This is a genomic window from Micromonospora reichwaldensis, from assembly GCF_031845925.1.
Taxonomy (GTDB): Bacteria; Actinomycetota; Actinomycetes; order Mycobacteriales; family Micromonosporaceae; genus Micromonospora; species Micromonospora reichwaldensis.
In genome coordinates this window covers 47,090-73,745 of sequence record NZ_JAVRFL010000004.1, presented here as the reverse complement: position 1 = coordinate 73,745, position 26,656 = coordinate 47,090, and the positions used below count along the sequence as shown (strand labels likewise).

29 protein-coding genes and 1 pseudogene are annotated in these 26,656 nt (G+C 73.0%); 16 read left to right on the top strand and 14 right to left on the bottom strand.

Annotated features, from left to right (window positions below; translation table 11 throughout):
• Nucleotides 1-76: 76 nt before the first annotated feature.
• On the top strand, nt 77-2,557 hold the full coding sequence (locus RM555_RS04090) for a helicase-associated domain-containing protein (RefSeq protein WP_311410513.1): 2,481 nt from the start codon (nt 77-79) through the stop codon (nt 2,555-2,557).
• 10 nt (nt 2,558-2,567) lie between these two features.
• On the opposite strand, the gene RM555_RS04085 is transcribed toward RM555_RS04090, so the two are convergent.
• On the bottom strand, nt 2,568-2,816 hold the full coding sequence (locus RM555_RS04085; protein WP_311410512.1) for a hypothetical protein: 249 nt from the start codon (nt 2,814-2,816) through the stop codon (nt 2,568-2,570).
• 127 nt (nt 2,817-2,943) lie between these two features.
• Nucleotides 2,944-3,837 (bottom strand): L,D-transpeptidase family protein, encoded by an 894-nt coding sequence (locus RM555_RS04080; RefSeq protein ID WP_311410511.1) that lies wholly within the window; start codon nt 3,835-3,837, stop codon nt 2,944-2,946.
• Between the two features lie 175 nt (nt 3,838-4,012).
• Between RM555_RS04080 and RM555_RS04075 the strand changes: the two genes are divergently transcribed.
• Both RM555_RS04075 and RM555_RS04070 read left to right on the top strand, forming a co-directional pair.
• A complete protein-coding gene (locus RM555_RS04075) occupies nt 4,013-5,692 on the top strand; it encodes a DNA repair helicase XPB (RefSeq protein ID WP_311410510.1) in 1,680 nt (559 codons plus the stop codon).
• A 178-nt stretch (nt 5,693-5,870) separates the two neighbouring features.
• Nucleotides 5,871-6,083, top strand: coding sequence for a hypothetical protein (locus RM555_RS04070; protein WP_311410509.1), 213 nt, complete (start codon nt 5,871-5,873; stop codon nt 6,081-6,083).
• A 14-nt stretch (nt 6,084-6,097) separates the two neighbouring features.
• On the opposite strand, the gene RM555_RS04065 is transcribed toward RM555_RS04070, so the two are convergent.
• The 3 genes from RM555_RS04065 to RM555_RS04055 all read right to left on the bottom strand — a co-directional run bounded on the left by RM555_RS04065 (nt 6,098) and on the right by RM555_RS04055 (nt 6,947).
• Nucleotides 6,098-6,439: a hypothetical protein gene (locus RM555_RS04065; protein ID WP_311410508.1), complete on the bottom strand. Its 342-nt coding sequence runs from the start codon at nt 6,437-6,439 to the stop codon at nt 6,098-6,100.
• On the bottom strand, nt 6,427-6,561 hold the full coding sequence (locus RM555_RS04060; protein ID WP_311410507.1) for a hypothetical protein: 135 nt from the start codon (nt 6,559-6,561) through the stop codon (nt 6,427-6,429). Before RM555_RS04060 ends, RM555_RS04065 begins: the two co-directional genes overlap by 13 nt.
• A gap of 158 nt (nt 6,562-6,719) precedes the next feature.
• On the bottom strand, nt 6,720-6,947 hold the full coding sequence (locus RM555_RS04055) for a winged helix-turn-helix domain-containing protein (protein WP_311410506.1): 228 nt from the start codon (nt 6,945-6,947) through the stop codon (nt 6,720-6,722).
• 376 nt (nt 6,948-7,323) lie between these two features.
• Here RM555_RS04055 and RM555_RS04050 point away from each other — a divergent pair, with 376 nt between their 5' ends.
• Nucleotides 7,324-7,599, top strand: coding sequence for a DivIVA domain-containing protein (locus RM555_RS04050; RefSeq protein ID WP_396888690.1), 276 nt, complete (start codon nt 7,324-7,326; stop codon nt 7,597-7,599).
• Nucleotides 7,596-7,856 (top strand): hypothetical protein, encoded by a 261-nt coding sequence (locus RM555_RS04045; protein ID WP_311410505.1) that lies wholly within the window; start codon nt 7,596-7,598, stop codon nt 7,854-7,856. Before RM555_RS04050 ends, RM555_RS04045 begins: the two co-directional genes overlap by 4 nt.
• Before the next feature lie 146 nt (nt 7,857-8,002).
• Here RM555_RS04045 and RM555_RS04040 read toward each other — a convergent pair whose 3' ends face one another.
• Nucleotides 8,003-8,485, bottom strand: coding sequence for a hypothetical protein (locus RM555_RS04040; RefSeq protein ID WP_311410504.1), 483 nt, complete (start codon nt 8,483-8,485; stop codon nt 8,003-8,005).
• A 62-nt stretch (nt 8,486-8,547) separates the two neighbouring features.
• Complete coding sequence (locus RM555_RS04035; protein ID WP_311410503.1) at nt 8,548-9,459, bottom strand: RNA polymerase sigma-70 factor; 912 nt, start codon at nt 9,457-9,459, stop codon at nt 8,548-8,550.
• Between the two features lie 167 nt (nt 9,460-9,626).
• Here RM555_RS04035 and RM555_RS04030 point away from each other — a divergent pair, with 167 nt between their 5' ends.
• Nucleotides 9,627-10,112: a carboxymuconolactone decarboxylase family protein gene (locus tag RM555_RS04030; RefSeq protein ID WP_089002336.1), complete on the top strand. Its 486-nt coding sequence runs from the start codon at nt 9,627-9,629 to the stop codon at nt 10,110-10,112.
• Between the two features lie 86 nt (nt 10,113-10,198).
• Here RM555_RS04030 and RM555_RS04025 read toward each other — a convergent pair whose 3' ends face one another.
• From RM555_RS04025 to RM555_RS04015, 3 genes are all read right to left on the bottom strand, one after another.
• A complete protein-coding gene (locus RM555_RS04025) occupies nt 10,199-11,158 on the bottom strand; it encodes a zinc metalloprotease (RefSeq protein ID WP_311410502.1) in 960 nt (319 codons plus the stop codon).
• 238 nt (nt 11,159-11,396) lie between these two features.
• Nucleotides 11,397-11,993, bottom strand: a complete 597-nt coding sequence (locus tag RM555_RS04020) for a dihydrofolate reductase family protein (protein WP_311410501.1) — start codon at nt 11,991-11,993, stop codon at nt 11,397-11,399.
• Nucleotides 11,994-12,758, bottom strand: a complete 765-nt coding sequence (locus RM555_RS04015) for a TIGR03089 family protein (RefSeq protein ID WP_311410500.1) — start codon at nt 12,756-12,758, stop codon at nt 11,994-11,996.
• 248 nt (nt 12,759-13,006) lie between these two features.
• On the opposite strand from RM555_RS04015, the gene RM555_RS04010 reads away from it, so the two are divergent.
• Nucleotides 13,007-14,167, top strand: a complete 1,161-nt coding sequence (locus RM555_RS04010; protein ID WP_311410499.1) for a hypothetical protein — start codon at nt 13,007-13,009, stop codon at nt 14,165-14,167.
• A 40-nt stretch (nt 14,168-14,207) separates the two neighbouring features.
• On the opposite strand, the gene ligD (RM555_RS04005) is transcribed toward RM555_RS04010, so the two are convergent.
• Together ligD (RM555_RS04005) and ligD (RM555_RS04000) are read right to left on the bottom strand one after the other, a co-directional pair.
• Nucleotides 14,208-15,122, bottom strand: coding sequence for a non-homologous end-joining DNA ligase (gene ligD, locus RM555_RS04005; protein WP_311410498.1), 915 nt, complete (start codon nt 15,120-15,122; stop codon nt 14,208-14,210).
• A complete protein-coding gene (ligD, locus tag RM555_RS04000) occupies nt 15,112-16,053 on the bottom strand; it encodes a non-homologous end-joining DNA ligase (RefSeq protein ID WP_311410693.1) in 942 nt (313 codons plus the stop codon). Before ligD (RM555_RS04000) ends, ligD (RM555_RS04005) begins: the two co-directional genes overlap by 11 nt.
• Nucleotides 16,054-16,139: 86 nt before the next feature.
• Here ligD (RM555_RS04000) and ku point away from each other — a divergent pair, with 86 nt between their 5' ends.
• The 8 genes and pseudogenes from ku to RM555_RS03960 all read left to right on the top strand — a co-directional run bounded on the left by ku (nt 16,140) and on the right by RM555_RS03960 (nt 22,480).
• Nucleotides 16,140-17,156: a non-homologous end joining protein Ku gene (gene ku / locus RM555_RS03995; protein WP_311410497.1), complete on the top strand. Its 1,017-nt coding sequence runs from the start codon at nt 16,140-16,142 to the stop codon at nt 17,154-17,156.
• A 183-nt stretch (nt 17,157-17,339) separates the two neighbouring features.
• Complete coding sequence (locus tag RM555_RS03990; RefSeq protein WP_311410496.1) at nt 17,340-17,732, top strand: MerR family transcriptional regulator; 393 nt, start codon at nt 17,340-17,342, stop codon at nt 17,730-17,732.
• Nucleotides 17,702-18,049, top strand: coding sequence for a thioredoxin (trxA, locus tag RM555_RS03985; protein ID WP_311410495.1), 348 nt, complete (start codon nt 17,702-17,704; stop codon nt 18,047-18,049). Before RM555_RS03990 ends, trxA begins: the two co-directional genes overlap by 31 nt.
• 82 nt (nt 18,050-18,131) lie before the next feature.
• Complete coding sequence (locus RM555_RS03980; protein ID WP_311410494.1) at nt 18,132-18,776, top strand: DUF4241 domain-containing protein; 645 nt, start codon at nt 18,132-18,134, stop codon at nt 18,774-18,776.
• Between the two features lie 88 nt (nt 18,777-18,864).
• Nucleotides 18,865-19,552: pseudogene (locus RM555_RS03975) on the top strand (FKBP-type peptidyl-prolyl cis-trans isomerase).
• Nucleotides 19,553-19,713: 161 nt separating this feature from the next.
• Nucleotides 19,714-20,604: an SCO6745 family protein gene (locus RM555_RS03970; RefSeq protein WP_311410492.1), complete on the top strand. Its 891-nt coding sequence runs from the start codon at nt 19,714-19,716 to the stop codon at nt 20,602-20,604.
• 46 nt (nt 20,605-20,650) lie between these two features.
• Nucleotides 20,651-21,304: an HAD family hydrolase gene (locus RM555_RS03965; protein ID WP_311410491.1), complete on the top strand. Its 654-nt coding sequence runs from the start codon at nt 20,651-20,653 to the stop codon at nt 21,302-21,304.
• A gap of 159 nt (nt 21,305-21,463) precedes the next feature.
• Nucleotides 21,464-22,480: an NADPH:quinone reductase gene (locus tag RM555_RS03960; RefSeq protein WP_311410490.1), complete on the top strand. Its 1,017-nt coding sequence runs from the start codon at nt 21,464-21,466 to the stop codon at nt 22,478-22,480.
• Between the two features lie 200 nt (nt 22,481-22,680).
• On the opposite strand, the gene RM555_RS03955 is transcribed toward RM555_RS03960, so the two are convergent.
• Nucleotides 22,681-24,330 (bottom strand): fatty acid--CoA ligase, encoded by a 1,650-nt coding sequence (locus RM555_RS03955; protein WP_311410489.1) that lies wholly within the window; start codon nt 24,328-24,330, stop codon nt 22,681-22,683.
• An 83-nt stretch (nt 24,331-24,413) separates the two neighbouring features.
• Here RM555_RS03955 and RM555_RS03950 point away from each other — a divergent pair, with 83 nt between their 5' ends.
• Nucleotides 24,414-24,905 carry an NUDIX domain-containing protein gene (locus RM555_RS03950; protein ID WP_311410488.1) on the top strand — a complete coding sequence of 164 codons (492 nt, stop codon included), beginning with the start codon at nt 24,414-24,416 and terminating at the stop codon, nt 24,903-24,905.
• A 54-nt stretch (nt 24,906-24,959) separates the two neighbouring features.
• Here RM555_RS03950 and RM555_RS03945 read toward each other — a convergent pair whose 3' ends face one another.
• The gene (locus RM555_RS03945; RefSeq protein WP_311410487.1) at nt 24,960-26,627 is read right to left on the bottom strand and encodes an MDR family MFS transporter; all 1,668 of its coding nucleotides are present in this window, start codon (nt 26,625-26,627) and stop codon (nt 24,960-24,962) included.
• Between the last annotated feature and the right edge of the window lie 29 nt (nt 26,628-26,656).

The window sequence follows — 26,656 nt, the reverse complement described above, 5'->3', positions numbered from 1 at the left end:
CGTACCCGCACAACCCCGGGTCAGCCGGACGTCCGAGGGGCGGGAGGACCCTCTGCCGGGCTAGCGTGGAACGACGATGACCACCTCACTCGCCGACCACCTGCGGTCACTTCCCGACGAGTCGCTCGCCGCCCTCCTCCAGTTGCGGCCGGACCTCGTCGTACCCGTGCCGGCCGATGTCTCCGCACTCGCCACCCGGGCCCAGTCGCGGGTCTCGGTGGCCCGCGCCCTCGACGCGCTGGACCAGTTCACCCTGCTGATGCTCGACGCCGCCCGGCTGACCCGGGACGCGTCCGAGCAGACCACCTCCACCGACGCGGTGCTCGCCATGGCGACCGCCGGGCCGCAGCCGCCCGCCCCCACCACCGTCCGCGCCGCCGTGAACCGGCTGCGCGCGCTCTTCGTGCTGTACGGCCCCGAGAGCGCCCTGCGCGTGGTGGCGAGCGTCGACGAGGTCTCCCCGTACCCGGCGGGCCTGGGTCGACCGGCGGCGGAGCTCGGCCCGCGGGCGGCGGCGCTCTGCGCGGACCCGGCGAAGCTGCGGCGGACGCTGCTGGCCGCGCCGCCCTCGGCCCGGGCGATCCTGGACCGGCTGGCCGCCGGGCCGCCCGTCGGCAGCGTGCCGGCGGGCGCGTTGCAGGCGCCCGCGCTCGGCGCGGAGGCCGACCTGCCCCCGGACCCGACCAACGGCGGCGTGCCGACCGGCTCGCCGGTGCGCTGGCTAGTCGACCACCACCTGCTGGTGCCGGTGTCCGGCGGCCGGGCCGGCGCCACGGGCGCCGTCGAACTTCCCCGCGAGGTGGGCCTGCTGCTACGCCGCGACAGCGGCCCGCTCGGCCCGCTGCGCAGCAGCCCGCCGCCGGTGGCCACCGCGCCGCGCGAGCCGAAGGCCGCCGACTCCGCCGGGGCCGGGCAGACCATGGAGGTGGTACGCCACACCGAGGCGCTGCTGGAGCAGCTCGCCGCCGAACCGGCGCCGGTGCTGCGCTCGGGCGGCCTGGGCGTCCGTGACCTGCGCCGGCTCGCCAAGGCCGTCGGGGTGGACGAGTCGACGGCGGCCCTGCTGCTGGAGGCGGCGTACGCGGGCGGGCTGGTCGGCGAGGTCGACCTGCCCGGGGCCACCACCACCCGGCACGGCGCAGACCAGCAGGTCCTGCCCACCGCCGGGTACGAGGTGTGGCGGGCGGGGACGCTCGCGCAGCGCTGGGAGCAGCTCGCCCGGGCCTGGCTGACCATGACGCGGCAGGCCGGGCTGGTCGGGCAGCGCGACGACCGGGACCGGCCGATCACGGTGCTCTCCGCCGAGGCGGAACGGGCCGGCGCGCCGGCCGCCCGACGGGCCGTGCTGGAGGTCCTCGCCGACCTGGAGCCGGCCACCGGGCCCACCCCCGAGGAGGTGCTGGCCCTGCTCGACTGGCGGGCGCCGCGGCGCAGCCGGGGGCGGGAGGCCGCGCACCGGGAGGTGCTGGTGGAGGCGGCCACGCTGGGCGTGACGGGACTGGGGGCGCTCACCTCGTACGGGCGGCTGCTGCTCGCCGACGTGACCGCCGCCGACGAGCGGGGCGGCGACGACCCGCTCGGGCTGCGGGCGGACACCGAGAGCGGCGACCCGACCAGCACCGTACGCGCGCTGGACGCGCTGCTGCCCGCCCCGGTGGACCACTTCCTCGTGCAGGCGGACCTGACCGTCGTGGTGCCCGGGCCGCCCGACCCGGCGCTGGCTGCCGAGTTGGAGGTGGTGGCGGAGCACGAGTCGGCCGGCGGGGCCAGCGTGCACCGGGTCACCCCGGCCAGCGTGCGCCGGGCCCTGGACGCCGGCTACTCGGCCGACGACCTGCACGCCCTGTTCCGCCGGCGGTCCCGCACCCCCGTCCCGCAGGGGCTGACCTACCTGGTGGACGACGTGGCCCGCAAGCACGGCGGGCTGCGGGTCGGCTCCGCCGGGGCGTACGTGCGCAGCGACGACGAGGCGCTGCTGACCGAGGTGCTCGCCGACCGGCGGCTGGAGCCCCTGGCGTTGCGCCGGCTGGCGCCGACGGTGCTGTCGACGCCGTACCAGGTGGGTCGGATGCTGATGGTGCTGCGCGACGCCGGGTACGCCCCGGTGCCGGAGGACGCGAGCGGGTCGGCGGTGCTCGCCCGCCCGAAGACCCGGCGGGCGCCGGCCCGGGTGCCGGTGACGACCCGGACGCTCGACCCGCTGACCACACCGAAGCTGGCCATGCCCCGCCTGCTCGGCGTGGTGGAGCAGATCCGGCGGGGCGACGCGGCGGCCCGGGCCGCGCGACGGGCGCCGGCCGTGGTCCGGGGCGGGGTCGGGCGCACCGGTCCGGCGCCGGTGCCCTCCCACAGCGACGCCCTCGCGGTGCTCCAGCAGGCGATCCGGGACCGGGCGCGGGTCTGGGTCGGGTACGTCGACGCGCACGGGGCGACGGCCTCCCGGCTCGTCCGGCCGGTCTCGATGGGCGCGGGCTACCTGCGCGCCGAGGACGACCGGACGGAGATGCTGCACACGTTCGCCCTGCACCGGATCACGGCGGCGGTGCTGGAGGACTGAGCGGGTCGGGTCAGCGCCGGCTGCGGCGTACGGTCCCGACGACGGAGACGATCAGCAGCAACGTGAAGCCGGCGCCGGCCGACTCGCCGACCGAGTCGATGAAGCCCTGTTCGAGCACCAGCCAGCCGAAGAGGAACCAGCCGACGAGCACCACCGCCGCGACCCCGTACGCGACGACGGTGGCGGTGGAGACCTCCTCGACGGGCGACCGGTCGGGCGCGGGACTGTGCTCCGGTACCACTTCACGGTCGACCGTCATCTCCAGCCTCCCCGTCCGGTTCGACGCCTGGCATCCAGCGTGACACCGCCGTGGCGGGAGTGACAGGGGATAAAACCCCGATCGGACGAGTTGTGCGACCTCGGGGTGGCGTGGGCGGCCGGGCGGCTCAGGTGCCGGGGCGCCGCCCCACCAGCACCACCTTGCTGCCGACCTTGCCCAGCTCCCAGTAGCGGACGGCGTCGCCGGGCAGCAGGTTGACGCAGCCGTGCGAGCCGATCGACTTCTCGTGCAGGTAGGTCGTGGTCTGGTGGAAGCCCATGCCCTGGGTGAAGTGCTGCCAGTACGGCAGCCACACCTCGTACGGGTCGGACCACTCCTTGACGTTGCGGTAGTTGATGGTGAACGTGCCGGCGGGGGTGCGGTAGCCGGGCATGCCCGTGCGGGTGACGGTCGGCTTCACGAGCACCTTGCCGTTGCGCATGACCCAGGTGGTCTGCCGGGTCAGGTCGATGCAGAAGGTGGTGCCCGAGCCGGCCCGGCAGCGCGCCGTGTCGGTGGTGGCGAGCCGCTTCGCCACGTCGTACGTCGTGGGCCCGGCGCGGCCGTGTGCGGGGCGGATGTCGTACCGCTTCTGGAACTTCTTGATGGCGGCGCAGTCGGCGGCGGACTGCCGGCCGTCGACGGTCACGCGCCCGAACCCGCCCAGCCGGGCGAGGTGCGCCTCCACCTCGCGCTGGTGCTCGCCCTGCGGGCACCCGGCGACGGACGGCGACGCGGTGGGCTTCGTCGCGGGGCGCGTCGGCCTCACCGTGGGGCGCGTCGGTTGCGGTGTGCTCCGCGTCGGCTTGACCTTGGGCTTCGGCGGCGCCGTGGTCGGCTGCGCCCGCTGGTCCGGCCCGGGCGCGCCGCTCGCCCCCGTTACCCGCTCCGCAGCCCCGGCCGCGACGGGTCCCCCGCCCCCGCCCCCGTCGGCCTGCGGATCGAACGTGCACGCACCGGCACCGACCAGCGTGACCACTGCCAGGGCGAGCAGCCGGCTGCTGATCCGGACGTGTTTCATGCTGCCTCCCTGACAGGTGTTCCCTTTGCTAGACGTTGCGAGTACCGCTCCGGTTGCTCCAGGTGAGCAGATTTTTCTGCGGTCACCCGGCTGCGTGCAACACTGGTGGGTCGGCCTGGGCGGGTCAGTCGCCTCCCGGACAGCCGGCGACCCGAGGTGGAGGAGAGGCACTGGCGTGAGCGGTGGACCCCTGATCGTGCAGTCGGACAAGACCCTGCTGCTGGAGATCGACCACCCGGATGCGCAGGCGTGCCGGATGGCCATCGCGCCCTTCGCCGAGCTGGAGCGCTCCCCGGAGCACGTGCACACCTACCGGCTGACCCCGCTCGGGCTGTGGAACGCGCGCGCCGCCGGCCACGACGCCGAGGGCGTGGTGGACTCCCTGATCAAGTACTCCCGCTATCCGGTGCCGCACGGGCTGCTGGTCGACGTGGCCGAGACGATGGACCGGTACGGCCGCCTCCAGCTCGCCAACGACCCGGCGCACGGCCTCGTCCTGCGGGCGCTGGACCGGCTGGTGCTGATCGAGGTCGCCAAGAGCAAGAAGCTCGCCGGGATGCTCGGCGCGAAGCTCGACGACGACACGATCGCGGTGCACCCGTCGGAGCGGGGCCGGCTCAAGCAGGCGCTGCTCAAGCTCGGCTGGCCGGCCGAGGACCTGGCCGGCTACGTCGACGGCGAGGCGCACCCGATCGAGCTGGCCGAGGCCGGCAAGGACGGCCGCAAGCCGTGGACGCTGCGGTCGTACCAGCGGGAGGCCGTGGAGGCGTTCTGGGCCGGCGGGTCGGGCGTCGTGGTGCTGCCCTGCGGCGCCGGCAAGACGCTGGTCGGGGCGGCGGCGATGGCCGAGGCGAAGGCGACCACCCTGATCCTCGTCACGAACACGGTGGCGGGCCGGCAGTGGAAGCGCGAGCTGATCGCGCGCACGTCGCTGACCGAGGAGGAGATCGGCGAGTACTCGGGCGAGCGCAAGGAGATCCGCCCGGTCACCATCGCCACGTACCAGGTGCTCACCTCGCGCAAGAAGGGCACGTTCACCCACCTGGACCTGTTCGGGGCCCGCGACTGGGGCCTGGTCGTCTACGACGAGGTGCACCTGCTGCCCGCGCCGATCTTCCGCTTCACCGCGGACCTCCAGGCCCGCCGCCGGCTGGGCCTCACGGCGACTCTGGTACGCGAGGACGGCCGGGAGGGCGACGTGTTCAGCCTGATCGGCCCGAAGCGGTACGACGCGCCGTGGAAGGACATCGAACAGCAGGGCTGGATCGCCCCGGCCGAGTGCACCGAGGTACGCGTGACGCTCACCGACGCGGAACGCATGTCGTACGCGACGGCGGAGGCCGAGGAGCGCTACCGGATGGCGGCCACCGTCCGCACGAAGCTGCCCGTGGTGAAGGCGCTGGTCGACCGGCACCCGGACGACCAGGTGCTGGTGATCGGCGGCTACATCGACCAGCTGCATCAGCTCGGGGAGTACCTCGACGCCCCGATCGTGCAGGGCTCGACCACCAACAAGGAACGGGAGCGGCTCTTCGACGCGTTCCGCTCCGGCGAGGTGCGCACCCTGGTCATCTCGAAGGTCGGCAACTTCTCCATCGACCTGCCCGAGGCGGCCGTGGCGATCCAGGTGTCGGGCACGTTCGGCTCCCGGCAGGAGGAGGCGCAGCGGCTCGGCCGGGTCCTGCGGCCCAAGGCCGACGGCCGCCAGGCGCACTTCTACACGGTTGTCTCCCGCGACACGATCGACACGGAGTACGCGGCCCACCGGCAGCGCTTCCTCGCCGAGCAGGGATACGCGTACACGATCGTCGACGCCGACGACGTCCTCGGCCCGAAGCTCCCCACCGTCGACTGACCTCGCGTTGATCGGCCCCCGTCGTGCGGATGGCGCGGCCCGCTTACCTCGACGCCCTGTTCTGCGGAGTCCCCTGTGCGCGCCTCGGGAAGCTCCTGATGTCCCTCGGTCCGCAGCGCAGCACCAGCACGAACGCTGGCGGCTCGGATCCTGGTGGACATGCCGTAGCGTCGATGGCATGACAGCTGTAGCGGTGTCCCTTGCAGTGTTCGTGGTGGTGCTGATCGCGGCGTTCGTCTTTGTTGGCTGGCGAGACCGGAACCGGCTTTCCTCACCTGAGGATTCGGCTGCGATGCGCGATGCAGCGTCCACCCAGGCGCGATATGCGGCCGAGCGTCATGGTGCGCAGGGTGAGGTATGGCGGAGCGGCCAAACCTCTAACAGCACCTGAGTACGCCTTCGGCTCTAGGCAACCATCCGCACCGGCAGGAGCACCAACACAACCGTGGCGATGACGGCGAGCGCGACACGCAGCGTGCGCAGGCCGCGCCACCACGGGATCGCCCAGAGCAGCAGCCACATCGCGCCGGAGATCGCCACGTGCAGGCCGATCACGCCGAGAGTGGTCTCCTCGCACATGTTCTCAGCCACGGCCTTCTCGCACAGCGCCGGGGTTCGATTGGCACCACCCTCGGGGCTCGCCACCATTCCGGCGATACAGGCCAACACCGGAGCCGCCACCAGGGTGAAGAGCGGCGTCACCAGCCAACCGGCGACATCCCGGCGGCGGTCCATCAACCGCCCCACCGGCGGGAGGCGACAAGCACGGGTCCGGACCGGTCGAGGGCCCGGCTGTCGATGACGATCGCGCGCGAGGCGGCGGTCACCTGCGACGGCAGGTCGGCGTGCGGCGGGGAGACGGCGGCCACGGCCGGGTGCCATCGCCTGGGGAACCTTTGGTCGCGGTTTCCGGAATCAATGGTTGCCACAGGGCGAGTATGTCGCGTTGATCGCAACGTCGGCGTCTGGTCAGGACACAAGGGATGCAAGGGGTGGCTACGCCCAGGGCGTCGCCTGCCGGGCTCGGTCAGCGCCGGGTGGACTCCGCGACGAAGACGCCGCGACCCGGGCGGCCGACCAGCACACCATGCTCCCGCAGCGTTGCCACTGCCCGGTGGATCGTTGAGACCGACACGTCGTAGTGGTCAGCCAGCTGTTGGGTGGACGGGATTTTTGTCCCGGGCTGGAACTCGCCCACCTCGATCCGCCTCAGCAGATCCTTGATCAGCTCGCCCATAGTCGGAGGAATCGGCACGTAAAGGCCCCTTGCAGTCGGTTGGCCCTTCCAGTATCGAGCAATAGGTGAAAGAGCAGCAATAGCTGACGCAGGAGCCGCAAGTAGGTGCGCTAGCCAGATTCGACAGGTAAGAGAGCGTTGACAGAGGTGAGAGGTGTCGGTAGCGTCGCTCTCGGTGATGCGGTGCTGCTGCGGTCGGTTGGCGCCTCTCGTACCGGTCTCGCATCGCCGCCGAGACCCCACTCCCCCGCGCTCCCCCGGCGCGGCCCTGTCGCCGTACCGCCGATCGAGGCTGCGGTGGCAGGGCGGGGCGGTCTCCGTCGCCCGCAACCGGCGGAGACCGCCCCTCCACAACCGCGACCCCGACGAAGGGCAGTCACCCGTGCGCAACCTGATCCGTCGACTGACGGGCCGACGCGAGCGACGACGTCCGGCGGACGTGGTCCGCCCGCCACGGGGGCTACGGCCGTGGCAGATCCGCGACCGGTGCTTCAACGTCCGCCGGCGCGGCCTCGACCCCGCCGAGATCCGCGCCTTCCTGCACCAGGTGGCCGACGAACTCGCCGTCGCGCAGACCGCCCTGGTCGCGGTGCAGGAGGAGAACGTACGGATCAAGAACGTGCTGCGCGCCTGGCAGAGCGCCCAGTCGACGAACCATCTCTACCGATGACCGACCACTGGGTAATCCACCTGCCGGTCACCGCGCCCGACCTGCTCCAGGCCCGGATCCTCGCCCGGACCGCCGCCCGCGTGCTGGCCCGGCTCAGCGCCCGCGTCGAGCCCGGCGGGGTCACCGTCTCGGTCGAGGACCAGCAGGGCGTACGACACTGGGTCTTCTGTGACCGGCCACTGCCCGGCGGCGCGCGGTGTGCGCTGCCCACCGACCACCTCCCGCCCTGCACGAGGCGGGTCCGGCCGGGCATCTGATCCGTAGTTGGTGAACCAGATCGGGAGCTTTCGCCCCAGATCCACGCGTGAGAACCGCCGTGCTCACCGTGGCCCGGATGCCGACTTCTCGATGTGCGGGCGGTTGCGGGGCGCACTGGTACGGACGTGCGTCACGTACTCGCCGATCAGGCCTTCCACGTGCCTGCGCAACTCGGCCCGGGGCCGAGGCCAGGCCGACAGGCCGTGGAGTCGCCGCGTGCGGCTGGACCGCAAGACAGCAACCACGTTGCTGCGATCACCGTCAGAACCAGAGCTGGACCGGCGACGACCTCCGTGACGACAGCCCAGGCCGGGAACGGGCCACCGTCGTTCGGGACGCTCACGAGAAAGCCGCCATATGCCGACCGGACGAGGATCGGACCGGTCCACAGATGAAGCAGGGCGCGGCCGGGCCTGACCCGATCACGAACCAGCAGCCCACCGGCGGCGAACAAAACGGCCGCGCCGGTCACCGAGGTGACCACCAGCATCAGCAGCAGGGCGACGTCCATTCCGCCGCCGTACATCGCCTCCGCGTCAAGCGCGTCACGAAGGACGATGCGGGCTCCGCTCGCTGATTGCGCGAGAGCCAGCGCACCACCGGCGAACAGCAGGAGGGAAGGACGCACGGGGCACGCTACCAAGCTGGACCGGGATCGAATCGCGTCCATGGTGGACGGGGAATTCCGGCTCACCGGCTCAGGACGGTCTCCCGTTCCATGTGGGACAGCTTTTCGGGATTGCGTACGGCATAGATTCCGGTGATGAGGCCGCCGTCGAGGCGCACGGCCAGGACCGTGTCCATCTCGCCCTTGAGTTGGACGATCAGCGCCGGGTGGCCGTTGACCTGTGCCGGCCGCCACGACGTGCTGCCCGCGACCTTGCCCCACCCGCCGGCCAGCAGGCGGGCCACCTTGTCGGCTCCGAGGATGGGCCGCGGGACTGCCTGCTTGATGCCGCCACCGTCGCCGAGCAGGACCACGTCCGGCGCGAGGATGTCGAGCAGGCCCTGCAGGTCGCCGGTCTCGACCGCCCGCTGGAACGCGTCGAGCGCGTACCGGGTCTCGGCCGCGGAGACGACGCGGCGGGGCCGGCGCGCCGCGACGTGTGCCCGTGCCCGGTGGGCGATCTGACGGACAGCGGCGGGGTTCTTGTCGACGGCTTCGGCGATCTCCTCGTAACCGAGGTCGAACACCTCGCGCAGCACGAACACCGCCCGTTCGGTCGGTGCCAGCGTCTCCAGCACCAGCAGCATCGCCATCGAGACGCTGTCGGCCAACGCGACGTCCTCGGCGACGTCCGGAGCGGTGAGCAGCGGCTCGGGCAGCCAGGGGCCGACGTAGGACTCCCTGCGGCGGCTGAGCGTACGCAGTCGGACGAGTGCCTGACGGGTGGTGACGCGGACCAGGTAGGCGCGCCGGTCCCGGACCGTGCCCAGGTCGACGCCCGCCCACCGCAGCCAGGTCTCCTGGAGGACATCCTCCGCGTCAGCGGCCGAGCCGAGCATCTCGTACGCGACGGTGAAGAGCAGGTTGCGGTGGGCGAGGAACGCCTCGGTGGCCGGGTCCGGGCGATCGTCGGCGGTCTGCGGCGTACCCACCATGGGTGCCTCCTGTTCCTCGCGACTGCGTCACCCATCAGATGCCGGACCGGGCCGTTCTGTGACACCTCCGGCTGTGGCAGTCGTCACCCCGGCCGCGCCGTCACACGGCGCTGCACGCCGGCATCTCGTGTTCGTCCAACCGAACCCCAGGAGCGAAGGACGGAAGCATGGACGCCCGATTCAACTTGTTCGACAACGAGGTCGCCGGGAAGTTCGCCAAGCGGTTCGCGAACGCCGGCCTGGTGATCCAGCAGTCGCCGCTGCCCAAGGCCACGCAGGAGTTGGTGTCGCTGCGGGCCAGCCAGATCAACGGCTGCGGCTGGTGCATCGACATGCACACCAAGGAGGCCGCAGCGGCCGGCGAGAGCGCGGTCCGGCTCAACCTGGTCGCCGCCTGGCGCGAGTCCACCGTCTTCACCGAGGCCGAGCAGGCCGCGCTGGCGCTCGCCGAGGAGGGCACCCGGCTCGCCGACGCCTACCAGGGCGTGTCCGACGAGACCTGGGCCGAGGTGCGCAAGCACTACGACGACGATCAGGTCGCCGCGCTGGTCGCGCTGGTCGCCCTGATCAACGCGGCCAATCGCCTCGCCGTGATCGTGCATCAGCGGGGCGGCTCCTACCAGCCGGGCATGTTCGCCGCCGCGTTCGACTGAATCGAGATCCGCCCGGGCCCGGGATCAGCCGGTCCGGGGCCGACGGTGGCGGCCGGTCGACGACCGGCCGCCACCCGCGCCCTGCGTCAGCCGGCGCCGCCGGCCCGGAACGCGACCCAGGCGTCGCTCATCCGGTCCGCCTGACCCGGCGTGAACATGTTCATGCAGGAGTCCTGCGTGTAGTCCATGAAGTTGTGGATCGGGTCCAGCCCGGGTGCGGTGCAGGTGTCCGCGCCCACCGGGCAGTTGAACTGCGGCGTCGCCTCGCGCGGGGTGTCCGCGACGAAGTCGCCGGAGGCGGAGCAGCCGTGCGCGAAGGTGTGCTCCAGCATCAGCCAGTGCCCGACCTCGTGCGTGAGCGTGTCGCCGAGGGCGTACTTGCCGGCCGTGCCGCCCGGCATCGACTCGTCGAGCATGACCACGCCGTCGATGTAGTCGCGGCCGTTGTTGTAGCCCTTCGGGAAGTACGCCCAGCCGAGCAGGCCGCCGCCGATGTTGGCCGCGTACACGTTGAGGGTCTCGGAGTCGCCGGTGTACAGCGCCTTCTTCATGTCGCGCTCGTTCTTGCCCGGCACGACGGTGTACCAGTTGCTGTTCACCGTCCACGTCGTGTCGACGAGGTCGAACCGGAACGGCGTGTCGGAGGCGTTGGCGGCGGTACGGCCCGCGAACGAGTCGTTGAGCACCTTCATCTGCGCCGCGATCAGGGTGTTCCACCTGGTCGTCTCGGCCGCGGTGAGCGGGTGGTCGGAGATCATGTGGAAGACCGTCGGCACGGTGACGCTGCCGTTGGCCAGGCGCGGGGCGTCCTTGATGACGCCGTAGGCGTTCGCCTCGTTCTTGGCGTAGAGCTCCGGCTCCTTGGCCGTGGCGCCCTCGGCGAGCCGGGCCGCGCCGTGCCCGTGGGCGTCCGGCTCGCACTCGGCCGCGCCCGGGGAGACGGGCACGGGCGCCGCCGACACCGCGCCGTAGGCGCCGCCGGACGCCAGGAGCGTCGCGGCGGTGGCGGTGAGGACCGCGAGTCGGAAGATGGGTCTCCTGTGCATCGGTGCACCTTTCAGGAGGATGGAGGCGGTGCGAAGTCGACGCGGGGTTGTCATGACCAGGTCGATGACGTCGTCTTCCGGTATGAGACCACGTCGATCGCCTATGCAACAGACCTGCGGAAAGAGCCTGTTTTCCCTGTAACGCCAGGGGGCCGGGGAGCGCTGATCGAAGGCGCGCGGGCCGCGCCGCGCCTGTTCGGGGCGTACCGGAAGAGGCTCGTTTCGTCCTTTCGGACGGCTACTGTCGGCGGACCCGGTAGTAGAGGTGGGTGACCCGGTCGCCCTCGACGACCGTCGGGTCGGACAGCTCGACGGGGGCGTCGCGGACGTGGTCGAAGAACGGCACGCCGTCGCCGAGCAGCACCGGCACCAGGTTGACCCGGATCTCGTCGAGCAGTCCGGCCGCCAGACACTGGCGGGCGATGCTGCCGCCGTTGACCGCGACCCAGCGGTCGCCGGCCAGCTCGCGGGCCCGCGCGACGGCGGCCTCCACGCCCTCGGTGACGAAGGTGAACGGCGCGCCCGGCCGGGGCCAGCCGTCCGGCACGCGGTGGGTGACGACCACGACGGGCTTGTCCATGGGGTGCCGGCCGTCCCAGGCGTCCACGAGGTCGAACAGCCGCCGGCCGACGACCAGGGCACCGGTGTCGTCCAGGGTGTGCCGCAGGTGCCCGGCGCTCGCCTGCGAGGTGCGGAACGTCATCTCCGGCTTGGCGGTTGCGGTGGCGACGTCGCCGTTGCCGTACCACTGGAAGAGCTGGTCGAAGCCGCTCTCGCCCGGGCCGGCGATGTAGCCGTCCAGCGACATGCTCGCCTCGGTGTAGACCCCGGCCATCTACAGCACCCGGGTGATCTGCTCGGCGGCGATCCGGGCGTCCGTCCGGGCCGGATCCAGGTTGGCGCAGAGCACCACCGACGCGCCGACGGCCAGCGGCGCCAGCAACCAGTACACGGGCTGCTCGTGCTCGGCGACGTCGACCAGCAGCCGGTCGCCCGCCCGCAGGTCGAGCCGCTCCGCGACGGCCAGCGCGACGCTGCCCCACTCGCGGTAGCTCGTGCCGTCAGGGCTGGCCGCGTCGGTGCTGGTCAGCGGGGCGGACGCGGGCAGCGCGTCGGTGTGCCGGCCGACCTCGGTGAGCCAGTCCAGGTAGCCCAGGGGCCGCTCCCCGCGCGGCGCGGCGCCGAGGGAGAGCACATAGCGGTGCCGCGCCTCGGGCACGTCCTCCAGCCAGTCGTCCAGCCGCTGCGCGCTGACGAAGAGCGCGTCGTACGGTCGGTCGGCGCCCGGTTCGAGCGACGGCAGGCCGGCGGTCGCCCGGGGGCGGAACGACACCGCCACCCCGGCCGACCAGGCGCCCAGCAGCACGGCGGCGGTCTGCCAGTGCGCCGGGAGCAGCACCGCCGCCCGGTCGCCGACACCGAGCCCGCAGCCGTCGCGCAGCAACCCGGCGGCCCGCGCCGCCCAGCCGCCCAGCTCCGTCGCGGTCAGGTCGACCCGCTCGCCGGTCGCGTCGTCGAGGTAGGTCAGCAGGGGCCGGTCCACCTCCGCCGTCCGGCCACCGGCCAGCGGCTCCCGGACGAGGGCATCGGTAATGTTCATCTCGCACTCCTCGGCAGGCTGCGGCCACCCTACTCAACGGGCGACGGGCCGATGGGGCACCGACGCGCCGGCCCCGGGCACCCGCGCCGGCACCGCGGGGGCACCGCACAGGCACTGGCACCGCACCGTGCGTGACACTCCCGGGTGCGGTGGGTCGGGCAGGCAGCGCCGCCGCACCGGTACGGGCATTGACCGGCGTTGCCACACTCGTGGCGCGGACGGTCCGCCGAGGCCCAGGGAGGCTGCGCATGCAGACGGACGAACGAGTGCCCGAGGCCCGTCGAGGCAGGACGCTGCGGGGCGCGGTGGCGCTGGCCGTACTGCTCGCCGGGGCGGCCCTGGCCCGGCCAACGCCCGCCGCGGCGGACCCGCTGCCGGACCCCAACCCCACGGTGACGGCCACGGTGTGGGCGCACTCCCCCACCGCTGCCGAGTACCGCATCATCGGGGGCTACAGCGCCCACACCGGCGACGGCGACGTCGTCGTGCGGCGCACCGGCACGGGGGCGTACACGGTGGCGCTGGAGGGGGCGGCCACCAGCGGCGGGGTGGCGCACGCGGTGGCGTACGGCGGCGGGCCGGTGTTCTGCACGGTGGCCAGCTGGTATCGCGCCCTGCTCGGCCCACCCGACATGCTGATCCAGGTGCGCTGCTTCGCCGCGACCGGCAGCCCGGCGGACAGCCGCTTCGTGGCCACCTTCACCAACGTCCGGCAGGTCGGCCAGGGTCGGCTGGCATGGTTCGTCACCGACCAGGCGCAGCCGACCGGCGTACGCACGCTGCCCGCCGCGTACCGGTACGACTCGACCGGCGGCACGATCTCCTACGAGCGCCTCGACAAGGGCCGGTACCGCTTCCTGATGAACCCGAACCCGCCCAGCGAGGGCGGGGCGACCTTCCCGATGGCGCACGTGACCGCGCTGGGCGGCACCGCCGTGCACTGCCAGCTCGATCCGCCGGACGGGTGGGTGGTGCACTGCGCGAACGCCGCCGGCAACCCCGTGGACGCCCGCTTCGTGGTCACCTACGGCTCCCGGGTGGACCTGCTGGGCCGCGCGTTCGGGCCACGCTTCGCCAGCGGCGTGTTCTACGGCGAGAACGCCAGCGGCAGCTGGATCGGCGGCGAGAGCTACAACTCGACGATCCCCGGCTTCGGCGGCGCGACGGGCACGGTGCTCGGCACCGGCCGCTACCAGGCGCGCTTCGCCGGCACGGGCACCGGTTACGGCACCGCCTTCGTGAACTCGTTCGTGACCAGTCTCCAGCGTCCGCCGCGCGGCTACTGCGTACTGGCCGGTTGGTCCCCGTCCGGGGCCGACACCGTCGTCTCGGTCAACTGCTACACCTGGCTGGGCGTGCCGGCCAACCTGAACGCGCGGATCTCGTACACCACCTGGCCGGCCGCCTGACGCCACTGCCCGGCCGGCCTTTCCCTGCCGGCCGGGCCGTTCACGCGGCCGGCAGTTCGGGGCCGCCGTCGAGTAGCGGGGCCAGCAGGTCGCCCTGCTTCTCGACCCGCTTGAGCACCTCCCCCGCCGTGTAGGGCTTCGTCGCCGGCCGCTTCCCTGCCGCGCCCGCCTCGACCTCGTCCCAGGTCAGCGGGGTGGAGACGGACGGCACGGACTGCGCCCGCAGCGAGTACGGCGACACGGTCGTCTTGGCGGCGTTGTTCTGGCTCCAGTCGATGAAGACCTTGCCCGGCCGCAGGTTCTTCGCCATCTTCGACACGACCAGCTTCGGGTGCGCCCGCTCCAGCTCCTGCGCGATCCGCTTGGCGTAGTCGGACACGAGCTCGGAGGACTGGCTGCCGGCGATCGGGCAGCAGAGCTGCATGCCCTTCTTGCCCGAGGTCTTCGGATAGCTGTCGATGCCGTCGTCGGCGAGCCGGTCGCGCATCAGCAGCGCCACCTGGCAGCACTGGCGCAGCGCCGCCGGCGGCCCGGGATCGAGGTCGACGACCATCATGTCGGGGTGCTCGCCGACCTTCCACTGCGGCGTGTGCAGCTCCAGGGCGGCGAGGTTGGCCAGCCAGACGAGGGTGGGCAGGTCGTCGGCGACCACGTAGTCGATGGTGTCCCGGCCCTTGCTGGACCCGGGCGCGGGCAGCGTCTCGGTGCGTACCCAGCCAGGGGTGGCGGCCGGGGCGTTCTTCTCGAAGAAGGAGCCGCCGGTGACCCCGTTGGGGAAGCGGATCCGGGTGAGCGCCCGGTCGGCCAGGTGCGGCAGGAGCACCGGGGCGATCCGGGTGTAGTAGTCGATCACCTCGCCCTTGGTGAACCCGGCCTCGGGATAGAGCACCTTGTCCAGGTTGGACAACTCCAGCGCGCGCCCCTCCACGTCCACCTTGAACCGTTCAGCCGGCATCGTCGACCTCCTCGGCGGGTTTGTCCGGCCGTAGCCGGAGCACCCGGGGGAACCGCAGTCGCCCGTCCGGGGTGCGCTGGCCGTACTTCACCTCCACCACGACCAGGGGTGTTACCCAGATCGCGCCCCGGGCATCCTCGCGCGGCACGTCCCCGGCGAACGGCGACGCGCCGGCGCGCAGCGGCTCCAGCTCGCGGAGCAGCTCCCGCTCGATGGCCGCGCCGATGCCGCCGCCGACGCGCCCCCGGTAGGTGAGCCGCCCGTCCGGGCGCGGCACCCCGACCAGCAGGCCGCCGATCCGGCGCGCCCCGGGCCGCCAGCCGCCGACCACGAAGTCGCCGGTGACCTCCAGCTTGACCTTCACCCAGTCCGGCGAGCGCACGCCCGGCCGGTAGACCGAGTCGACCCGCTTGGCCATCACCCCCTCCAGGCCGTGCTCGCCGGCCGCCTCGTAGGTGGCCGGACCGTCGCCGAAGAGCGGCGACACCGCCCACCGGGCGCCGCCGAGCGCCAGGCCGTCCAGGGCCTCCCGCCGGCGGGCGTACGACCGGCCGGTCAGGTCCTCGCCGTCGAGCCGGAGCAGGTCGAAGATCATGTACGTCACCGGGGCGACCGCCGCCAGCCGGGCGGCCTTGTTCCGGTCGCGCACGTGCATCCGCTCCGCCAGGGCCGTGAACGAGGGCTGGCCGGTCTCGCCGAGCAGCACCACCTCGCCGTCGAGCAGCGCGTCGCCCGCCTGCTCGTGCAGGGTGGCCAGCTCGGGGTACGCGGCGGTGATCTCCACGCCGCTGCGGGCGTACAGGTGCTGCCGGCCGCCGGAGATGTCGGCGAGCGCGCGGACGCCGTCCCACTTGAACTCGTACGCCCAGCCGGCACCCGCCGGGAGCTGCCCGGTCATCGCGAGCATCGGCTTGAGCGGCGCGCCGGGCACGTCCCGACTGTACTTGCGCACCGAAGCGCTCGCGTGGCCTTCGATCATTTGCGATCCTGGGCTGTACCGGCGAGAGGAGCACGGGGATGCGGGCCATCTGGAAGGGAGCCGTCTCGTTCGGGCTCGTCTCCATCGGGGTCAAGCTCTACTCGGCCACCGAGGAGAAGGACATCCGCTTCCACCAGGTGCACCGGGAGGACGGCGGGCGCATCCGCTACAAGCGCACCTGCCAGGTCTGCGGCGAGGAGGTCACCTACGACGACATCGCCAAGGGCTACGACATCGGCGGCGGCGAGATGGTGATCCTCACCGACGAGGACTTCGCCGAGCTGCCACTGTCCAGCTCGCGCGCGATCGACGTGCTGGAGTTCGTCCCCGCCGAGCAGGTCGACCCGATCCTCTACAACAAGGCGTACTTCCTGGAGCCGGAGGGCACCGCCACCAAGCCGTACGTGCTGCTGCGCGACGCGCTCGCCGACTCGGAGCGGGTGGCGATCGTCAAGGTGGCGCTGCGCCAGCGGGAGCAGCTCGCCACGCTGCGGGTCCGCGAGGGCGTGCTGCTGCTCAACACCATGCTCTGGCCGGACGAGATCCGGAAGCCCGACTTCGGCTTCCTCGACGAGGACCTGAAGGTCCGCCCGCCGGAGCTGGCGATGGCCAGCTCGCTGATCGACTCGATGGCCGGCGAGTTCGAGCCGGACGCCTTCACCGACGACTACCGGGCGGCCCTGCAGGAGGTCATCGACGCCAAGGTGGAGGGTCGCGAGGTGGTCCAGCCGGAGGAGGCCGAGGAGGCCCCGGCCGCGGCGGTGGACCTGATGGCGGCGCTGAAGGCGTCCGTCGAGCGCGCCCGGTCCGCCCGGGGCGAGGCGCCGGCCGGTGGCGGCGGGGAGCCGACCCCGATCTCGGCCGCCCGCTCGGCGCAGAAGAAGGCCGCCGAGAAGAAGGCGGCGAAGGCGCCGGCCAAGAAGACCGCCGAGAAGAAGGCCGCGCCGAAGAAGGCCGCCGCCAAGAAGGCCGCTCCGAAGAAGGCGGCCGAGGGCGAGAAGAAGCCCGCCGCCAAGAAGGCCGCCGCGAAGAAGACGGCCCGCAAGACGGCCTGACCCCCGGTCGTACGCGGCCATCCCGCCGTACGTGCACCCGCCTGTCGCGCGGGCTGACCTCGTTGTTGGCAGGGGTCCCTTCCTCTACCGCAAACGTTAAGAAGGTGCCCTTCCTTACATCTGAGGTTGCCTTGACGCCGACGGCAAGGTCTAGCGTCGATCGGGTCGGACGAGGGAGGTCGGATGCTGATCGGTGAGCTGGCGGAGCGCGCCGGCACGAGCACCCGGGCCCTGCGTTACTACGAGACGCACGGCCTGGTCCGGGCGGCCCGCTCGGCCAACGGATACCGGGTCTACGACGAGGCGGAGCTGCACGTCGTACGCGAGATCCGGGCGCTGCTGGCGGTGGGCTTCGGCCTGGACGACATCCGCCCGTTCGTCGCCTGCCTGCGGGCCGGCAACGCCTCCGGTCACGTCTGCCCCGACTCGGTGGCCGTGCTGCGGCGCAAGCTGGCCGAGGTCGACGCCGGCATCGACCGGCTGCACGCGGTCCGCCAGGAGTTGCGCGACCAACTCACCCACGCCATCACCCAACGGGAGGAAACATGCTCGAGACTGCGCCGGACGGCTCGCTGACCGCCGTCACCGACGACACCTTCGCCACCGTGGTGCTCGCCGCCGACCGGCCGGTGGTGGTCGACTTCTGGGCGGACTGGTGCCCGCCGTGCCGGGCCATCTCCCGCAGCCTCGCCGAGCTCGCCGAGGAGTTCGCGGGGCGGATGGTCGTGGCCACGATCGACACCGACGCCAACCCGAGGGCCACCCGCACCTACGGCGTGATGTCCCTGCCCACCCTCCTGGTCTTCCGCCACGGGCAGGTGGTCGGCTCGATCGTCGGCTCCCGCCCGAAGCACCATCTGCGCCAGGGGTTGGCACGGCATCTCGAGGGCTGAACGGCCGGCCGGCGCGGTGCGGTCTCGCAGGTGCGGATCGCCGCGGGTACGCTCCGCCGGCCCCCGCCGCGAGAGGAACCCCATGCCCTACACCCCCGACCTGGACCGGCTGCTGACACCCGGCGCCCGCTTCGCCGACGAGCACGCCACGTACGTCATGGAGGTGCACCCGCTGGGCGACGTCGTGCTGCCGACGGGGCGGGTGGTCGGCTGCGACCCGGTGGCCTGCCCCGAGGACGAACCGTTCACGGTCGGGGTGGCACCCGGCCGCTACCCGGCGCGGGCCTGGGTCGCGGTGGTGCGGGGCGAGGACACCGAGGCGGACCGGCGGGTGGCCGCCCTCGAACTGGTGGTCCACGACGAGCCGGCGGTCCGCTGGGAGATGGCGTTGGTCGGCGACCAGGACGTCTCGGCCCTCAAGTCCGACGGTTGGTTCGGCTACGGGGTGGACACCGGCATCGGCACCCTGGCCGATCCCACCGCGCTGGCCGCCCTGGAAACGTGGGACGAGGGCGCGGTGACGGACGTCTTCGTCGCGGACGAGCCCGCGGGCGGGCCGGTGCCGGGGCACGTCTCCGCGGTGCTCGACGAGGCGACCGGGGCCAACGTGGTGACGGTCTGGTCCGGCTGGGGCGACGGCTGCTACGGCACCTGGATCGGGCGGGCCGCCGACGGCCGGGTCACCTCGTTCGTGACCGACTTCATGGTGGTGCCGGGGCCTGCGTGACCCGTGCGGCGGGAGCGGCCACGGTCGAGGCGGCGCGGTGGGCGGCCGGGCGGGTACCGTGTGCGTCGGCTTTCCCCCCGGCACTCCGATGCCGGCCACCACCTTCGCAGCAGGGAGTCGACGCCGTGAGCGAGCGTACGCAGAACCGGTCCCAGAAGTCGGAGCGGCGGCTGGCCGCCCAGTTGGCCGCCCAGAAGGCGGCCGAGGCGAAGCGCCGCCGGCAGGCCTGGGCCGGCGGGCTCGCCGGGGTCGCCGTCGTCGCGGTGCTGATCACCGTCTTCGTGACGATCGGGCGCAACAGCGACGACGACAAGGACCAGACGGCCAGCGCCCCCTCGGCCGGCCCGTCCGCCAGCGCCCCCGCCGCCGACACGCCCCCCGCCCCGCAGCTCCCGCAGGGGGCCGACCCGGCCCTGGGCACCAAGCCGAAGGTCACCGCCGGCGAGGGCGAGCTGAAGAAGCTCGTCGTGACCCCGCTGATCAAGGGCACCGGCCCGGCGGTGAAGAAGGGTCAGACGATCACCACGAACTACGTCGGCGTCTTCTACAAGGACGGCAAGGAGTTCGACTCGTCGTGGAACGCCGGACAGCCGGCCTCCTTCGCCATCGGCGTCGGCCAGGTCATCCCGGGCTGGGACCAGGGCCTGGTCGGGGTGACCGTCGGCAGCCGCGTGCAGCTCGACCTTCCGGCCGAGCTGGCGTACGGCACGAACCCTCCCGGCGGCCGTCCCGCCGGCCCGCTGCGCTTCGTCGTGGACGTGCTCGCGGCCCAGTGACCCGTCGGTCGGCCCGTGACCGGGCCGTTGCCCCGCGATAGCGGCCCGGTTCGCCCGGGATGTCGCCCGTCGTTGATGCAGTAGCCCACAGAGGGCTTCCGGCCCCTCCGCCACCAGCAGTAGGTTCATCGTCACCCCGGGCGGTCCGACCGTCCGGGGTGATGACCGGACCGGACGCGGAGGTGCACGTGACGGCGCTGGACGACGCGGGGCGGACCGCCCGGGTGTTGTGGACCCACTACGAGCCGGTCCACGCGATCACCTACTTCCACCCCCGCGCTCGGGCCGCCTTCGAGGCGGTCGGGCTGCGGGGCTTCTGGCGCGGCTACTTCGCCGGCCGGGCCGCGCCGCTGGGGGCCGCCGAGCCCGCCCCGGTGACGGCGGCGTTCTTCAACTTCGCCCCGCACACGGTGGCGCGGGCGCTGCCGGCCGTCTGGCGGCTGGCCACCCCGGAGGAGGCGCTGCGGGCGCGGCTCACGGGCGCGGTGCAGGCGCTGGCCGAGCTGACCTACGAGCTGCCGGAGTCGCACCTCGTCGAGGCGGCCGAGCTGCTGGAGGCCGCCGCCGCCGAGGCGGAGCCCGCCGGCCGGGTGCTGGGCGCCGCCAACGCCGCCCTGCCGCGCGGCGAGTACCCGCTGGCCCGGCTATGGCAGGCCGCCACCACCCTGCGCGAGCAGCGCGGCGACGGGCACATCGCCGCGCTGGTCGCGGCCGACCTCGACCCGGTGGAGACGCTGGCCTGGCGGGTCGCGGTCGACATCTCGCCGCTGAACCTGCTCGGGCGCGGCTGGTCGGAGGAGCAGTGGGCCGCCGCCCGCGCCCGGCTGGCCGAGCGGGGCTGGCTCACCCCGGACGGGGAGCCGACCGAGGAGGGTCTCGCCCGGTTCCAGGCGATCGAGGACGCCACCGACGCCGCCGCCGCCCGCCCGTGGCGGACGCTGGGCCCGGAGCGCACCGAGCGGCTGCGGGAGCTGCTCGAACCGATCGCCCGCGCCGCCCACACCGTCATCCCGGAGGGCAACCCGATCGGCCTGCCCGCGCTGCGGAGCTGACCCCCGCCCGCCGGCCCGGGCGCCGCCGATGGGGCAGGATGGGTTCGTGGCGGATGCGGTGGTCTTCGACCTGGACGGCGTGATCGTGGACTCCGAGCCGGTGTGGGAGGAGGTCCGGCGGGCGTACGTCGCGGCGCACGGCGGCACCTGGCAGCCCGACACGCAGCGCCGGCTGATGGGCATGAGCACCGGCGAGTGGGCCCGCTACCTGAGCGGTGAGCTGGGCGTCGACCGCAGCCCCGAGCAGGTCGCCGCCGAGGTGATCGAGGAGATGACCCGGCGGTACGCGCAGCGCGTACCGCTGATCGACGGGGCCGACCAGGTCGTGCGCCGGCTGGCCGAACGCTGGCCGCTGGGGCTGGCCAGCTCGTCGCCGACCCGGCTGATCGCGGCGGCGCTGGCCGCGACGGACCTGACCGGGGCGTTCGGCGCCACGCTGTCGACCGAGGAGACCGAGCGGGGCAAGCCGGCGCCCGACGTCTACCTGGCGGTCGCCGAGCGGCTGGGCGTCGACCCGGCCCGCTGCGTGGCCGTGGAGGACTCGTCCAACGGCGTCCGCTCGGCCGCCGCCGCCCGGATGACGGTGGTGGCGGTGCCGCACGGGGCGTACCCGCTGGACCCGGACGCCGAGCGCCTCGCGACGCTGCTCCTGGGCACGGTCGGGGAGCTGACCCCGCAGACCGTCGACCGCCTCGGGTAGGCAGCCCACCAGGCCGCCGCGCCACGCCTGACGCGGCGATCCCTGAAGCCAACGCCAGCCCAACCCCAGGCCCGCCCACCGGGCGCGGGCATGAGCGCGGATCCGCCGGGTACGGCAGCCACGGCGCCCCGGCCGGGGCCGCCGGGTGAGGAGACGGGGATGAAGGCGATCGTGTACGAGCGCACCGGCGACGCCTCGGTGCTGCAACTGGTCGACCGGCCGGTGCCGGAGCCCGGCCCCGGCGAGGTCCTGGTGCGGGTGGCGTTCTCCGGGGTGAACCCGACGGACTGGAAGACCCGCTCACAGGGGCCGATGCCGGGCGACTGGCAGACCCCCGGGCAGGACGGCGCGGGGGTGATCGAGGCGGTGGGCGAGGGCGTCGACCGGGACCTGATCGGCGAGCGGGTCTGGCTGTGGGAGGCCGCGTGGCAGCGGCCCTGGGGCACCGCCGCCGAGTACACGGTGGTGCCGGCCCGACAGGCGGTGCCCCTCGGCGACGCCTCCTTCGAGCTGGGGGCCAGCCTGGGCATCCCCTTCCTCACCGCGCACCGCTGCCTGACGGCCGGCGAGTACACGCCGGACCGGCTGCACGCGGGCGCGCTCAGCGACCACACGGTGCTCGTGCAGGGCGGGGCGGGCGCGGTGGGCAACGCGGCCATCCAGCTCGCCCGCTGGGCGGACGCCTGCGTGGTCGCGACCGTCAGCAGCCCGGAGAAGGGGCAGCTGGCGGCGGCGGCCGGCGCGTCCTTCGTGGTCGACTACCGGACGCAGGACGTGGTCGAGGAGGTCCGCAAGATCGCGCCCGACGGGGTGCACACGATCGTCGAGGTCTCCGCGGCGCGCAACGCCGCCGCCGACGTCCAACTGCTCCGGCGCGGCGGGGCGGTCTGCGTCTACGCCGACGACGGTGGGGACGAGGTGACCCTGCCGATCCGGCCGTTGCTGGCGCCGAACGCGCGGTTCCAGTTCGTCCTCGTCTACACCGAGCCGAAGGCGGCCAAGGCCCAGGCGGTGGTGGACGTGGCCGCCGCGGCGGCGCAGGGCGGGATCCGGGTGGGCGAGGACGCGGGCCTGCCGCTGCACCGTCACCCGCTCTCGGCGGCCGTCGCGGCCCATGAGGCGGTGGAGAACTCGGTGGTCGGGAAGGTGCTGATCACCACCAGTGGGGACGAATGACGGCCGGAGCCGAAAGGCCTTCTGAGCTGGGCAGATTTCCCCGTAGTGGGCACGGAGGCGAACAAGTTTCGCAACAATGACGGTGCGGGTACCCCGCATGGAGCGGGCGGCCCCGGCGCGGTGCGAACGCCGGGGCCGCCCCTGGGGAGGGAGTTCAGGAGTGTTCCCTACCCCAACAGGCGACAATGCGCCTGAGAACGTTACGGGGCGGTCAGCTCCCGGACACTCAGTTCGCCCCCGGCGTACCGGGAACGGACGACCTTCTTGTCGAACTTACCGACGCTGGTCTTCGGCACCGCGTCGATGACGGCCCAGCGTTCCGGCAACTGCCAGCGGGCCACCGACCCGGCCAGGAACTCCCGCAGCTCCTCGACCGTCGCCGACGCACCGTCGCGGAGCACGACGGTGGCGAGCGGCCGCTCACCCCAGCGCTCGTCGGGCACCCCCACCACGCAGGCCTCCAGCACGGCCGGGTGGGCCATCAGGGCGTTCTCCAGCTCGACCGAGGAGATCCACTCGCCGCCGGACTTGATGACGTCCTTGGCCCGGTCCGTGAGCGTGATGTAGCCGTCCGGCGAGAGGGTGCCGACGTCGCCGGTACGCAGCCAGCCGTCGCGGAACTTCTCCTCGTCGGGCACGTCGTCGCCGACGTACCGCGCGGTCACCCACGGCCCGCGGACCTCCAGCTCGCCGACCGACGCCCCGTCGGCGGGCAGCGGCTCGCCCAGCGGGCCGACGATGCGGGCCTCGACCCCGGCCGGCACCCGGCCCTGCGTGTAGCGGTAGCGCCAGGCCTCCTCGCCGGTCGCGCCGGCCGGCGGCCGGGAGACCGAGCCCAGCGGGGACATCTCCGTCATCCCCCAGGCGTGGATGACGTCGATGCCGTGCCGCTCGGCGAACGCGTGCATCAGCGCCGGCGGGCAGGCCGAGCCGCCGACGATCACCTCTCGCAGCGAGGAACTGTCCACGTCGTGGGCGTCCAGGTGGGCCAGCAGGTCGGTCCAGATGGTCGGCACCGCGCCGGCCAGGGTGGGCCGCTCGGCGGCGATCATGTCGGCGATCGGCGCGGCCTGGAGGAACCGGTCCGGCATGATCAGCGACGCCCCCGAGAGGAAGGCCGCGTACGGCAGGCCCCAGGACATCGCGTGGAACATCGGCACGATGGCCAGCTCGCGGTCGGTCGGGCCGAGGCCGAAGCCCTCCGGCATGCAGACCTGGAGGGAGTGCAGGTAGATCGAGCGGTGCGAGTAGGCCACGCCCTTCGGGTTGCCGGTGGTCCCCGAGGTGTAGCAGAGGGCGGCGGCGTCGCGCTCGTCCACCTCGGGCCAGTCGAAGACCTCCGGGCGGTCGGCCAGCAGCGCGTCCCAGTGGTGCACGGCGATCCGGTCGCCGGCCGCCGCCGTGAGCGGGGCCGGATCGCCGCCGCCCACGACCACCACGTGCCGCACGGTGCCCATCTCGCCGATCACCCGGGCCAGCAGCGGGATGAGCGTCGAGTCGACCAGCACCACCCGGTCCTCGGCGTGGTTGGCGATGTAGGCGACCTGGTCGGGGAAGAGCCGGAGGTTGAGGGTGTGCAGCACCGCGCCCATGCTGGGCACCGCGAAGTACGCCACCAGGTGCTCGGCGTTGTTCCACATGAAGGTGGCGACCCGCTCGTCGCCGGTGACACCGCACTCGTCGCGCAGCGCGTGGGCCAGCCGGGCCGCCGTGCGCCCGACCTCGGCGTACGTCATCCGGCGCGGCTCGCCGCCCGTCCAGGTGACCACCTCCGCCGTGCCGTGCACGGTGGCGCCGTGGCCGAGGATCCGGGAGACCTGGAGGGGGGCGTCCATCATCGTGCTACGCATGGGTAACAAAGTAGTGTCGGCGGTCACAGGTTGGGAACCCTGGAACGCCGGTCGAGACCGTAACGGCACCGTAAATTGTCCGGGTGAGCATCTCCTGGGCCGATTCGTACGTGGGACAGCTACGCGCGCTCGCCGGTGACCGGACGCTGATGTTCGTCGGCGCCCGCGCCGTGGTCCGCGACAGGGCGGGGCGCCTCCTGCTGATCCAGCGCTCCGACAACGGGCAGTGGGCCCTGCCAGCCGGGGCGATGGAGCTGGGCGAGTCGATCGCCGACTGCGCCGTCCGGGAGGTACGCGAGGAGACCGGGCTGCGCGCGCTGCGGGTCAGCGCCTTCGCCCTCTACACGGGCCCGGACCGCACCCACACCAACATGTACGGCCACACGTACCAGATCTTCACGACCGCGTTCCGCGTCGACGAGTGGGACGGCGCGCTGGCCCGGGTCACCGACGAGACGACCGACGCGGGCTTCTTCCACCGGGCGCAACTGCCGGCCCCGCTCTCCGCGAGCGTCGCCGAGACCGTCGCCGACCTGGACGTCTTCGAGCAGACCAACCGGCTGATCCTCAAGTAGGCCGGCCGACCCGGCCCCGGCCGGTCCCGACTCGCGGGGCCGGGGCCGGGGCGGTCAGAGCATCGTCTGGCTCTTCGCCTCCATCTCGGCGGCGGCCTCCTGCTTCGACTCCCTGTCCAGCGGCTTGCCGCCGGGCGCCGGGCCCTCGCCGCCGAGGCCGTCCGTGCCGCCCGTGGCGCCGCCCGGCCCCGCACCGCGCAGCTTCTCGTTCGGCAGCGCCAGCGTGACCAGCACCGCCACGATCGCGATCAGGCCGGTGGTCAGGAAGACCAGGTGCAGCGACTCGACGAATGCCGCCTGGACGGCCGCGCGCACCGGGGCGGGGAGCGCCAGGATGGTCGCCGGATCGTTGACCGAGACGTCCGCCCCGCCGCTCGCCGCGACGGCGGCCTGCTGCTCCGGCGGCAGTACGGCGATCGCGCCCGGCAGCCGGTCCGCGAGTTCCGAGGTGAGCCGCGACGACAGCACCGCGCCGAGGATGGCGACGCCGAACGAGCCGCCCAGCGACCGGAAGAACGTCGCCGACGAGGTGCCGGCGCCCAGGTCGCGCATCGACACGGAGTTCTGCACGGCCAGGATCAGCGACTGCATGCAGAGCCCCAGCCCGACCCCGATCACGACCATGAAGCCGAAGGCCACCCAGAGCGAGGTGTCCACCTCCAGCCGGGTGAACAGCAGCATGCCGACCAGCAGCACCGCCGCGCCGGACACCGGGAACCACTTGTACCGCCCGATCCGGCTCATCGCCCGGCCGGTCAGCACCGAGGTGACGATGATGCCGGCCATCATCGGCAGCATCAGCAGGCCGCTGCGGGTGGGCGAGGCGCCCCGGACGATCTGGAGGTAGAGCGGGATGAAGATGATCGAGCCGAACATCACCAGGCCGAGCACGAAGCCGGCCGAGTTGGCCAGCGCGAACGTGGCGCTGCGGAACAGCCGCAGCGGCAGGATCGGCTCGGCCACCCGGGCCTCCTGGAGCACGAAGAGCACGCCGAGCACCGCGCCCGCGACGAAGAGGCCGATGATCACCCCGGAGCCCCAGGCGTACTCGTTGCCGCCCCAGCTCAGCGCGAGCAGCAGGCAGCTCACCCCGGCGACCAGCAGCGCCGCGCCGAGCCAGTCGATCGAGTGGTCGCGCCTGGTGAACGGGATCAGCCGCAGCACCCGGGAGCACACGATGATCGCCAGGATCCCCAGCGGCACGTTGATGTAGAAGATCCACCGCCAGTCGGTCTCGGCGAAGTAGCCGCCGACCAGCGGTCCGGCGACCGACGAGAGGCCGAAGACCGCCCCGAACAGGCCCTGGTAGCGACCGCGGTCCCGGGGCGACACCACGTCCGAGATGATGGTGAACGCGAGCGTCATCAGGCCGCCGGCGCCGAGGCCCTGGATCCCCCGGGTGACGATGAGCTGCGTCATGTCCTGCGACAGGCCGGCCAGCAGCGAGCCGAGCAGGAACGTGCCGATGGAGAAGAGGAAGACGGGGCGTCGCCCGTACAGGTCGGCCATCTTGCCGTAGAGCGGCGTCGAGGCCGTGGAGGCCAGCAGGTACGCGGTCACCACCCACGAGTAGTGGTTGATCCCGCCCAGCTCGCCGACGATGGTCGGCAGCGCGGTGCCGACGATGGTCTGGTCGAGCGCGGCCAACAACATGCCGGTCATCAGGCCGAACATCAGCAGCCGGATCTGTCGCCCGCCGAGCGCCGGGGCTTCCGTGGTCATCCCGCCTCCTTTCCCCGCTCACCCGAAAC

Excerpts from the sequence above, each read along its gene's own strand:
- RM555_RS04090 (WP_311410513.1), top strand. The coding sequence starts at position 77 with ATGACCACCTCACTCGCCGACCACCTGCGGTCACTTCCCGACGAGTCG.
- RM555_RS04020 (WP_311410501.1), bottom strand. The coding sequence starts at position 11,993 with ATGGCCGGGGTCTACACCGAGGCGAGCATGTCGCTGGACGGCTACATC.
- RM555_RS03945 (WP_311410487.1), bottom strand. The coding sequence starts at position 26,627 with ATGACCACGGAAGCCCCGGCGCTCGGCGGGCGACAGATCCGGCTGCTG.
- RM555_RS04080 (WP_311410511.1), bottom strand. The coding sequence starts at position 3,837 with ATGAAACACGTCCGGATCAGCAGCCGGCTGCTCGCCCTGGCAGTGGTC.
- RM555_RS03970 (WP_311410492.1), top strand. The coding sequence starts at position 19,714 with ATGACCGGACCGGACGCGGAGGTGCACGTGACGGCGCTGGACGACGCG.
- RM555_RS03990 (WP_311410496.1), top strand. The coding sequence starts at position 17,340 with ATGCTGATCGGTGAGCTGGCGGAGCGCGCCGGCACGAGCACCCGGGCC.
- RM555_RS03960 (WP_311410490.1), top strand. The coding sequence starts at position 21,464 with ATGAAGGCGATCGTGTACGAGCGCACCGGCGACGCCTCGGTGCTGCAA.
- RM555_RS04010 (WP_311410499.1), top strand. The coding sequence starts at position 13,007 with ATGCAGACGGACGAACGAGTGCCCGAGGCCCGTCGAGGCAGGACGCTG.
- ku (WP_311410497.1), top strand. The coding sequence starts at position 16,140 with ATGCGGGCCATCTGGAAGGGAGCCGTCTCGTTCGGGCTCGTCTCCATC.
- RM555_RS04030 (WP_089002336.1), top strand. The coding sequence starts at position 9,627 with ATGGACGCCCGATTCAACTTGTTCGACAACGAGGTCGCCGGGAAGTTC.
- trxA (WP_311410495.1), top strand. The coding sequence starts at position 17,702 with ATGCTCGAGACTGCGCCGGACGGCTCGCTGACCGCCGTCACCGACGAC.
- ligD (WP_311410498.1), bottom strand. The coding sequence starts at position 15,122 with ATGCCGGCTGAACGGTTCAAGGTGGACGTGGAGGGGCGCGCGCTGGAG.
- RM555_RS04070 (WP_311410509.1), top strand. The coding sequence starts at position 5,871 with ATGACAGCTGTAGCGGTGTCCCTTGCAGTGTTCGTGGTGGTGCTGATC.
- RM555_RS03980 (WP_311410494.1), top strand. The coding sequence starts at position 18,132 with ATGCCCTACACCCCCGACCTGGACCGGCTGCTGACACCCGGCGCCCGC.
- RM555_RS03955 (WP_311410489.1), bottom strand. The coding sequence starts at position 24,330 with ATGCGTAGCACGATGATGGACGCCCCCCTCCAGGTCTCCCGGATCCTC.
- RM555_RS04025 (WP_311410502.1), bottom strand. The coding sequence starts at position 11,158 with ATGCACAGGAGACCCATCTTCCGACTCGCGGTCCTCACCGCCACCGCC.
- RM555_RS04085 (WP_311410512.1), bottom strand. The coding sequence starts at position 2,816 with ATGACGGTCGACCGTGAAGTGGTACCGGAGCACAGTCCCGCGCCCGAC.
- RM555_RS04015 (WP_311410500.1), bottom strand. The coding sequence starts at position 12,758 with ATGAACATTACCGATGCCCTCGTCCGGGAGCCGCTGGCCGGTGGCCGG.
- RM555_RS04045 (WP_311410505.1), top strand. The coding sequence starts at position 7,596 with ATGACCGACCACTGGGTAATCCACCTGCCGGTCACCGCGCCCGACCTG.
- RM555_RS04035 (WP_311410503.1), bottom strand. The coding sequence starts at position 9,459 with ATGGTGGGTACGCCGCAGACCGCCGACGATCGCCCGGACCCGGCCACC.